This window comes from Streptomyces sp. SID1328, from assembly GCF_009865595.1.
Lineage (GTDB): Bacteria > Actinomycetota > Actinomycetes > Streptomycetales > Streptomycetaceae > Streptomyces > Streptomyces griseoluteus.
Genome location: NZ_WWKH01000363.1, coordinates 1 through 7,390, shown reverse-complemented (window position 1 = coordinate 7,390; position 7,390 = coordinate 1). Strand labels below are relative to the sequence as shown.

Sequence of the window (7,390 nt, the reverse complement as noted above, 5' to 3'; positions counted from 1 at the left end):
CCCACCGCACGGCCGCCGACCGCGCCCATCTCCTCACCGGCCTGGCGGAGCTGGCCCCGTACGGCCTCAAGGTCACCGGCCCCGCGGAGGCCCCCTTCGTCCTGCTGGAGCTGCCGGACGCACAGCGCGTACGGCACCGCCTGCGCGAGCTGGGTTACGCGGTGCGGCGCGGCGACACCTTCCCCGGCCTTGGCCCGGACTGGCTCCGGGTGGCGGTGCGGGACCGGACGACGACGGCGGGGTTCGTCCAGGCGCTGGGCACGGCGCTGACTCAGGAGGGCTGAGGTGTCCACGGCCGCAGTTTCTCCGGGTTGCGCACCACCCAGATCCGGGTGACGCGGTCACCGTCTCCCTCGAAGGCGGCGACGGTGACCACCGCGCCGTCGCGACGGGCCACCAGGCCGGGCAGGCCGTTGACCGAGCGTTCCAGGAGTTCGAGGCCGGGGGCGCGGACGGCGATGGCGGTCATGTACTGGGCGATGCGCGGGCCGCCCTCGACCGGCCGCAGGACGGTGCCGACCATGCCGCCGCCGTCGGCGGTCATCACGGCGGCCGGGTCGAGGAGACCGACGAGGGCGGCGATGTCCTTGCTCTCCCACGCCTCCTTCACCCGCCGCACCACATCGGCCCGCACCGGAGCCGGAGCCCGCGCGGCGCTCACCCGGCGCCGCGCGGAGGCGGCCAGCTGCTTGCAGGCGGCCGGGGTCCGGCCGAGCACCTCCGCGATCTCCGCGAACGGGTACCGGAAGACGTCGTGCAGCACGAACGCGACCCGCTCGGCCGGTGTCATCGTCTCCAGCACGACCAGGAACGCCATCGCCACCGACTCGTCCCGCACGATCAGGTCGGCGGGGTCGGCGTCGCCCGTACCGTCCCACTCGGCGCGGTCGGGCAGCGGCTCCGGCAGCCAGGCACCGACGTAACGCTCCCGGCGGGCCCGCGCCGAGCCCAGCAGGTCCAGGCAGATCCGGCCGGTCACCGTGGTCAGCCAGGCGCCGGGGAGAAGGATCTCCGCCCGCCGGCCGTCCGGCAGCCCGTACCAGCGGGTGTACGCGTCCTGCACGGCGTCCTCGGCCTCGGTCACCGAGCCGAGCAATCGGTAGGCCACGTTGAGCAGTTGACGCCGCTCGGCCTGGTCCTCCACCGCTCCCATGCTTGTGACGCCCCCTTCGCCTTACCTTTCGCAGGCCCGCGTCGTCGGACTGGTGAGACCTTATCGAGCTGATGCCCGACGGGCGGAAAAGGGGACCAGGACATGGCCACTCAGGTGACGACCACGACGGACGCGCGGCGCGACGGCTCCACGTTCCTCCGCGTCGCCCTAGCCCTCCAGACGCTGACCATCTTCCTCCAGGCCGTCTCCGCCGGGCTGTTGCTCACGACGTCCTACGGCGAGACGCTGCACGGCATCGGCGCCCGCGTGATGTACGGGGCGTCGATGCTGTACGTGCTCGCGGCGGTACTGGCGTGGAAGCCGGGCGGCGGCTCCGCCCGGCCCGTCCGGCAGGCCGCGGGCTTCCTCGCGCTCGCCTCGGTCCAGGTCGTGCTCGGCATCGCGCACGTGCCGTCGGTCCATCTCCCGCTGGGGGTGCTGATGTTCGGCCTGAGCCTGCTGGCGCTGGTCCGGCGCTGAGACCCCGGCCGGGCCCGGTCAGCCCCGGCGCCTGCGGGCCACGGTCACCGCGCCGCCGCCCAGCAGAAGCAGGGCCAGCGCGCCGCCCGCGATGTAGGGGGTGGCCGAACTGCCGCCCGTCTCGGCGAGGTTGCTCCGGGTGCCCTGGGGCTCGGCCCGGGACGCGGGGGCCTCGGTGGACTTCTCCGGCGCGGGCGCGGCGGATTCGGGCGCGGCGGGCTCCGAAGACGCGGGGGCCTCGCTGGGCGTCGTCTCCTCCTCCCCCACCGGTGTCTCACAGCTCGCCTCCGCCAGCGTCACCGTGCCCGTCACCTCGGCCACGTTCAGCCGCAGCGGGTTCACCGAGACCTTGAGGCGGAGCGCGGTGGCCGCCGCCGTGCCGGAGGTGGTCCGGTGTTCGGCCAGGCCGAGGCGGACCTCGCCGACGCCGGGAACCCGGACCTCGGTGGGGCCGCCCGCGGTGAGGGTGGTGCGTTTGCCGAGCACGGTGACGGCGCCGAGGACGTTCGCCTCGGCCTCGGGTTCCCTTCCGGCCGCGCAGGTGGCGCGGGCGGTGACCGTGCCGACCTCGACCAGGGAGAGCAGCGGCAGACCGGGCACGTGCAGCCGGGCGTTGGCGAGGCGGACCGAGCCCTCGGCGCGCTCGTCGGTGGCGGTGGCTCTGGCCGAGGCGACGTCGGCGCGCAGTACGGAGAAGGGACGGCCCTGGTCCACGCCGTCGAGCCGGGCCGAGAGCGCGGTGCGGTCGGCGTCGCCCGGTGCCTGGACCTCGTCGAGGGAGAGGGTGAGCGGGACGTCGGCGGTGCGGTGGAGCAGGGACACGTCGAGTCCGGCGCGCAGCACGGCGGCGGAGGCGTGTCCGTGGCCGCCGGTGGCGTGCGCCGGGCGCGCGCTCAGGAACAGGGGAGCGGCGGTGAGGGCGGCGGCCGTCGCCACGGCGGCGAGACGGCGTGCGGGCATGCGGAAGTTGTCGCTGTTCACGGCGGTGGGACCCCCAGGAGGAGCGTGCTCGGGACACGACAACCTTTACGCACTGTGGGTGAACGGTCAGCGATCCTGGGTTACTTCACTCCATCGTGGGGTTTCCGCCCTCGTATTCGATTAGGCGGGCACGGCCGTTCGCCCCGTCTACTGCACGACCCGCCCGTTCAGCATCACCCGGCGCGGCGCGGCGAGCACCCGTACGTCGGCGCGCGGGTCGGACTCGTAGACCACCAGGTCCGCCGGGGCGCCCTCCTCCAGACCGGGGCGGCCCAGCCAGGCGCGGGCGGCCCAGCTGGTGGCGGCGAGCGCCTCGACGGGCGGGATGCCGGCGGTGACCAGTTCCGCCACCTCGGCGGCGACCAGCCCGTGCGGCAGCGAGCCGCCCGCGTCCGTGCCGACGTACACCGGGATGCCCGCGTCATAGGCGTCGCGCACCGTGTCGTAGCGGCGCGCATGGAGGCGTCGCATATGTGCCGACCAGCGGGGGTACTTGTCGTCGCCGCCCGCCGCCAGGTCGGGGAAGGTGGCGATGTTGACCAGGGTCGGCACGATGGCGACCCCGCGCTCCGCGAACAGCGGGATCAGCTCGGGGGTGAGGCCGGTGGCGTGCTCGACGCAGTCGATGCCGGCCTCCACCAGGTCCCGCAGCGAACTCTCCGCGAAGCAGTGCGCGGTGACCCGCGCGCCCAGCCGGTGCGCCTCCGCGATCCCCGCCTCGACCGCCTCGCGCGGCCAGCAGGGCGCGAGGTCGCCGATGCCCCGGTCGATCCAGTCGCCGACCAGCTTGACCCAGCCGTCCCCGCGCCGCGCCTCCCGGCCGACGTAGGCGACGAGGTCGGCGGGCTCGATCTCGTGGGCGTAGCCCCGGATGTAGCGGCGGGTACGGGCGATGTGCCGCCCGGCACGGATGATCTTCGGAAGGTCCGCGCGGTCGTCCACCCAGCGGGTGTCGGAGGGCGAACCGGCGTCCCGGAGCAGCAGGGCGCCGGCCTCGCGGTCGGTGAGGGCCTGCTTCTCGGCGGTGTCCGCGTCGACCGGGCCCTCCGCGCCGAGGCCGACATGGCAGTGGGCGTCAACCAGGCCGGGCAGCGCCCAGCCCTGGACGGCTCGGATGTCACCGGCGCCGGCGGGGCGGTCGTAGGTGATGCGGCCGCCGACCACCCACAGCTCGTCGCGGACGTCGTCGGGCCCGGTCAGGACCCGCCCCTTCACGTGCAGCACCGCGTGATCGCTCATGCACCGCACCTTAGTGAGGCGGCCCTTCGGGCTGAAGCCCCGGCTACTTCTCCGTCTTGCCGGGTACGTCCTCCACCTCGGCCATCGCCGGGTCCAGGACGCGGGAGAGGAAGTGCCGGGTCCGCTCGTTCTTCGGGTTCCCGATGACCTCCTCCGGGGTGCCCTGCTCGACGATGACGCCGCCGTCCATGAAGACGACCCGGTCCGCGACCTCGCGGGCGAAGGTCATCTCGTGGGTGACGACCATCATGGTCATGCCCTCCTCGGCGAGCCCCCGCATCACCGCGAGCACGTCACCGACCAGCTCGGGGTCGAGCGCGGAGGTCGGCTCGTCGAAGAGCATCACCTCGGGGCCCATGGCGAGCGAGCGGGCGATGGCCACCCGCTGCTGCTGCCCGCCGGAGAGCGAGGACGGATAGGCGTGCGCCTTGTCGGAGAGCCCGACCCGGGCCAGGTTCTCCGCCGCGACCTTCTCCGCCGCCGCCTTGTCCCTGCCGAGCACCCGGCGCTGGGGCAGCGTGAGGTTCTCGGTGACGTCGAGGTGCGGGAAGAGGTTGAACTGCTGGAACACCATGCCGATGCGCCGGCGTACGGCGTCGATGTCCACGTCCGGGTCGGTCAGCTCGGTGCCGCCGACCACGATGGTGCCCTGCTGGGGTTCCTCCAGCAGGTTGACGCAGCGCAGCAGGGTGGACTTGCCGGAGCCGGACGGCCCGATGACGCAGACCACCTCGCCCTGGCCGATCTCCAGGTCGACACCGCGCAGGACGTGGTTGTCGCCGAAGGACTTGTGCAGCCCCTCGACGCGGATCTCGGGAGTGCTCACCGGATCGCCTCCTGGGACTTGGACTCCATCCGGCGTACGACGAAGCCGAGCGGGATGGTGACCAGCAGATAGCACAGGCCGGCCACCAGGATGGGGGTGGAGTTGGCGGTGGTGCTGGCCAGGTCGTTGCCGAACTTGGACAGCTCGCGCTCCTCCAGCGTGACACCGAGGAACAGCACCAGCGAGGAGTCCTTGAAGAGCAGGACGAGTTCGTTGGTGAGCGGGGGCAGGATGATGCGGAACGCCTGCGGGATGACGATGGAGATCATGGCCCGCGCGGGCGAGAAGCCCAGCGAACGCGCCGCCTCCATCTGCCCCTTGGGCACCGCCTGGATGCCCGCCCGGATCGTCTCGGCCATGTACGCGGCCGAGACCAGGCCGAGGGCGACCGCGACCTTGCCGTAGGTGCCGCCCGGATACTGCACGTCCGGGAAGGCCAGCGGCACGCCGACGCCGACGAAGATGAAGATCAGCAGGGCGGGCAGGCCCCGGAAGATCTCGATGTAGATGCCGGCGAGCCAGCGGTACGGCCCCACGGAGGACAGCCGCATCAGGGCGACGACGATGCCCAGCACGAGTCCGACCACGAAGCCGGACAGCGTGTAGAGCACGGTGTTCTTCAGCGCCAGCGTGATGATGTCCGGGAACATCTGCTCGGCGATGGGCAGTTGCGCGAACTGGTTCTTCAGCCGTCCCCAGTCCGCGGAGAACGCGAAGGCGAGGACGGCGGCGACGAAGACGACGTACTGCGCGCCGCGCGAGAGCCTGCGCCGCTGCCTGCGGGTCAGGCCCTTCTTGCGGGGCTGGATGCGGGTGTCCGTGTCGGCCATCGGGTCAGGAGCCCGCGGAGGGAGAGGCGGCGGACGGGTCGTACGGGCCGATCCACTTCTCGTAGATCTTCTTGTACTCGCCGTCGGACTTGGCGTGGGCCAGCGCCTTGTTGATCGCGTCGCGCAGGGCGGTGTTGCCCTTCTTCACCGTGAAGCCGTACTGCTCGCCGGTGTTGATGTTGTCCACCACCTGGAAGGCGGAGGCGTTGGCCTTGTCCTTCAGCCAGCCCTGGACCACCGGGTAGTCGATGACCACGGCCTGGACCTGGCCGGTGCGCAGGCCGTTGAGGACCGCGTCGGAGGAGTGGAAGGAGACCGGGTCGAGGCCCTTGCTCTTGACGAAGTCCTCACCGGTGGTCTGCGCCTGCGCGCCGAGCTTCTTGCCCTTGAGGTCCGCGAGGGACTTGATGCCGCTCTTCTTGTCGACCAGCACGGCCTGGGTGGCCTCGAAGTAGGGGTCGGAGAAGTCGACGTTCTTCTTGCGCTCGTCGGTGATCGTCATGCCGGCCGCAGCGAGGTCGCACTGGCCGGAGTTGAGGAAGGCACCGGTCTTGAAGTTCTCGAACGGCGTGTCCACGATCTTCTGCTTCACGCCCAGGTCCTTGGCGACCAGGTCGATCAGGGAGACGTCGAAGCCCTGCACCTTGCCGTCGATCACCGACTGGAACGGCGGGTAGGGCAGGTGGGTGCAGACGGTCAGCGCCCCGGCGTTGGCGAGGTGGACCCCCTTGACGGTGGTCTTCCCGCCCCCGCCGCCCGAGGAGGAGCAGCCGGCGACGAGCGCGATCGCGGCCGTCGCGGTGATGGCTGCCAGCACACGGGGCCGGCGCCGAAGAAGGGTCTTCATGGGGGGAATCTCCCGATCGGGGGAACTGTGGGTTCCGATTATAAGGAGAGGTTTGGGCCTCTCAAATCAATCTGATGGCTTCGCGGCCGTCCAGCCTAAGATGTCGCCGGTCAAAACGGCACGGAGGCCGCCAGTTACCCTCGTCACCGTCGGTCCGCCGGGGCCGGCCCCGTGGACCTCGTGAGCGAAGAAGGCACCCGCCGTGACCCATCCCCTCCTCGACCTGCCCCCGCTGACCGCCGCGCGGTTCGCCGCCATCGAGGACCGGGTGGCCCGGCTGCTGGACACCCGGCAGGACGTGCTGATCACCCAGGGCGAGGCGCTGCTGCCGCTGGAGGGCGCGATCCGCGCGGCCGCCGGTCCGGGCACCGTGGCGCTGAACGTGATCACCGGTCCGTACGGCCAGACCTTCGGCGACTGGCTGCGCGACTCCGGCGCGACCGTGCACGACCTGGCGGTGCCCTTCGACTCGGCCGTCACCGCGGACCAGGTCCGGGCGGCGTTCGCCGAGCACCCGGAGATCGACTTCGTCTCCCTGGTGCACGCGGAGGCGGCCACCGGGAACACCAACCCGGTCGCGGAGATCGGCGAGGCGGTGCGGGAGCAGGGTGCCCTCTTCTACCTGGACGCGGTCGCCTCGGTCGGCGCCGAGCCGGTACTGCCGGACGCGTGGGGCGTGGACCTGTGCGTGATCGGCGCCCAGAAGGCGATGGGCGGGCCCGCCGGGGTCTCCGCGATCTCGGTGAGCGAGCGGGCCTGGGAGCGGATGGCCGCCAACCCCGGCGCGCCGCGCCGTTCCTACCTCTCCCTGCTGGACTGGAAGGAGCGCTGGATCGACGGCGGGCGCAAGGCGCTGCCGCACGCCCCGGCGCAGTTGGAGATGCTGGCGCTGGACGCCTGTATGGAGCGGATCGAGGCGGACGGCCTGGACACCGTGATGGCCCGGCACCGCGACCTCGCGAGGGCCACGCGGGCGGGCGCGCTCGCCCTGGGCGGCGGGCTCCAGCCGTACGTGCGTGCGGAGCGGGACGCGG

General features: G+C 72.3%; 8 protein-coding genes and 1 pseudogene. 3 read left to right on the top strand and 6 right to left on the bottom strand.

Annotation, left to right across the window (positions count from 1 at the left end):
* Positions 1-284: pseudogene (locus GT030_RS10920) on the top strand (aminotransferase); the annotation flags it as partial.
* Here the strand turns inward: GT030_RS10920 and sigJ are convergent.
* The gene (gene sigJ / locus GT030_RS10915) at positions 272-1,153 is read right to left on the bottom strand and encodes an RNA polymerase sigma factor SigJ (protein ID WP_161200928.1); all 882 of its coding nucleotides are present in this window, start codon (positions 1,151-1,153) and stop codon (positions 272-274) included. The pseudogene GT030_RS10920 and the gene sigJ overlap by 13 nt on opposite strands.
* 102 nt (positions 1,154-1,255) lie before the next feature.
* Here sigJ and GT030_RS10910 point away from each other — a divergent pair, with 102 nt between their 5' ends.
* Positions 1,256-1,633, top strand: coding sequence for a hypothetical protein (locus GT030_RS10910; protein WP_161200927.1), 378 nt, complete (start codon positions 1,256-1,258; stop codon positions 1,631-1,633).
* Positions 1,634-1,651: 18 nt separating this feature from the next.
* Here GT030_RS10910 and GT030_RS10905 read toward each other — a convergent pair whose 3' ends face one another.
* From GT030_RS10905 to GT030_RS10885, 5 genes are all read right to left on the bottom strand, one after another.
* Positions 1,652-2,614: an SCO1860 family LAETG-anchored protein gene (locus GT030_RS10905; protein ID WP_161200926.1), complete on the bottom strand. Its 963-nt coding sequence runs from the start codon at positions 2,612-2,614 to the stop codon at positions 1,652-1,654.
* A gap of 147 nt (positions 2,615-2,761) precedes the next feature.
* The gene (locus GT030_RS10900) at positions 2,762-3,853 is read right to left on the bottom strand and encodes an amidohydrolase family protein (RefSeq protein ID WP_161200925.1); all 1,092 of its coding nucleotides are present in this window, start codon (positions 3,851-3,853) and stop codon (positions 2,762-2,764) included.
* 43 nt (positions 3,854-3,896) lie between these two features.
* The gene (locus tag GT030_RS10895; protein ID WP_086695323.1) at positions 3,897-4,679 is read right to left on the bottom strand and encodes an amino acid ABC transporter ATP-binding protein; all 783 of its coding nucleotides are present in this window, start codon (positions 4,677-4,679) and stop codon (positions 3,897-3,899) included.
* Entirely contained in the window at positions 4,676-5,509 is an 834-nt protein-coding gene (locus GT030_RS10890; RefSeq protein ID WP_086695322.1) for an amino acid ABC transporter permease, read from the bottom strand. The genes GT030_RS10895 and GT030_RS10890 overlap by 4 nt, the downstream gene beginning before the upstream one ends.
* A gap of 4 nt (positions 5,510-5,513) precedes the next feature.
* Positions 5,514-6,356 carry a basic amino acid ABC transporter substrate-binding protein gene (locus GT030_RS10885; protein ID WP_161200924.1) on the bottom strand — a complete coding sequence of 281 codons (843 nt, stop codon included), beginning with the start codon at positions 6,354-6,356 and terminating at the stop codon, positions 5,514-5,516.
* Positions 6,357-6,558: 202 nt separating this feature from the next.
* Here GT030_RS10885 and GT030_RS10880 point away from each other — a divergent pair.
* Positions 6,559-7,390: aminotransferase class V-fold PLP-dependent enzyme (locus GT030_RS10880; protein ID WP_161200923.1), on the top strand; the 832-nt coding region annotated here is incomplete at its 3' end.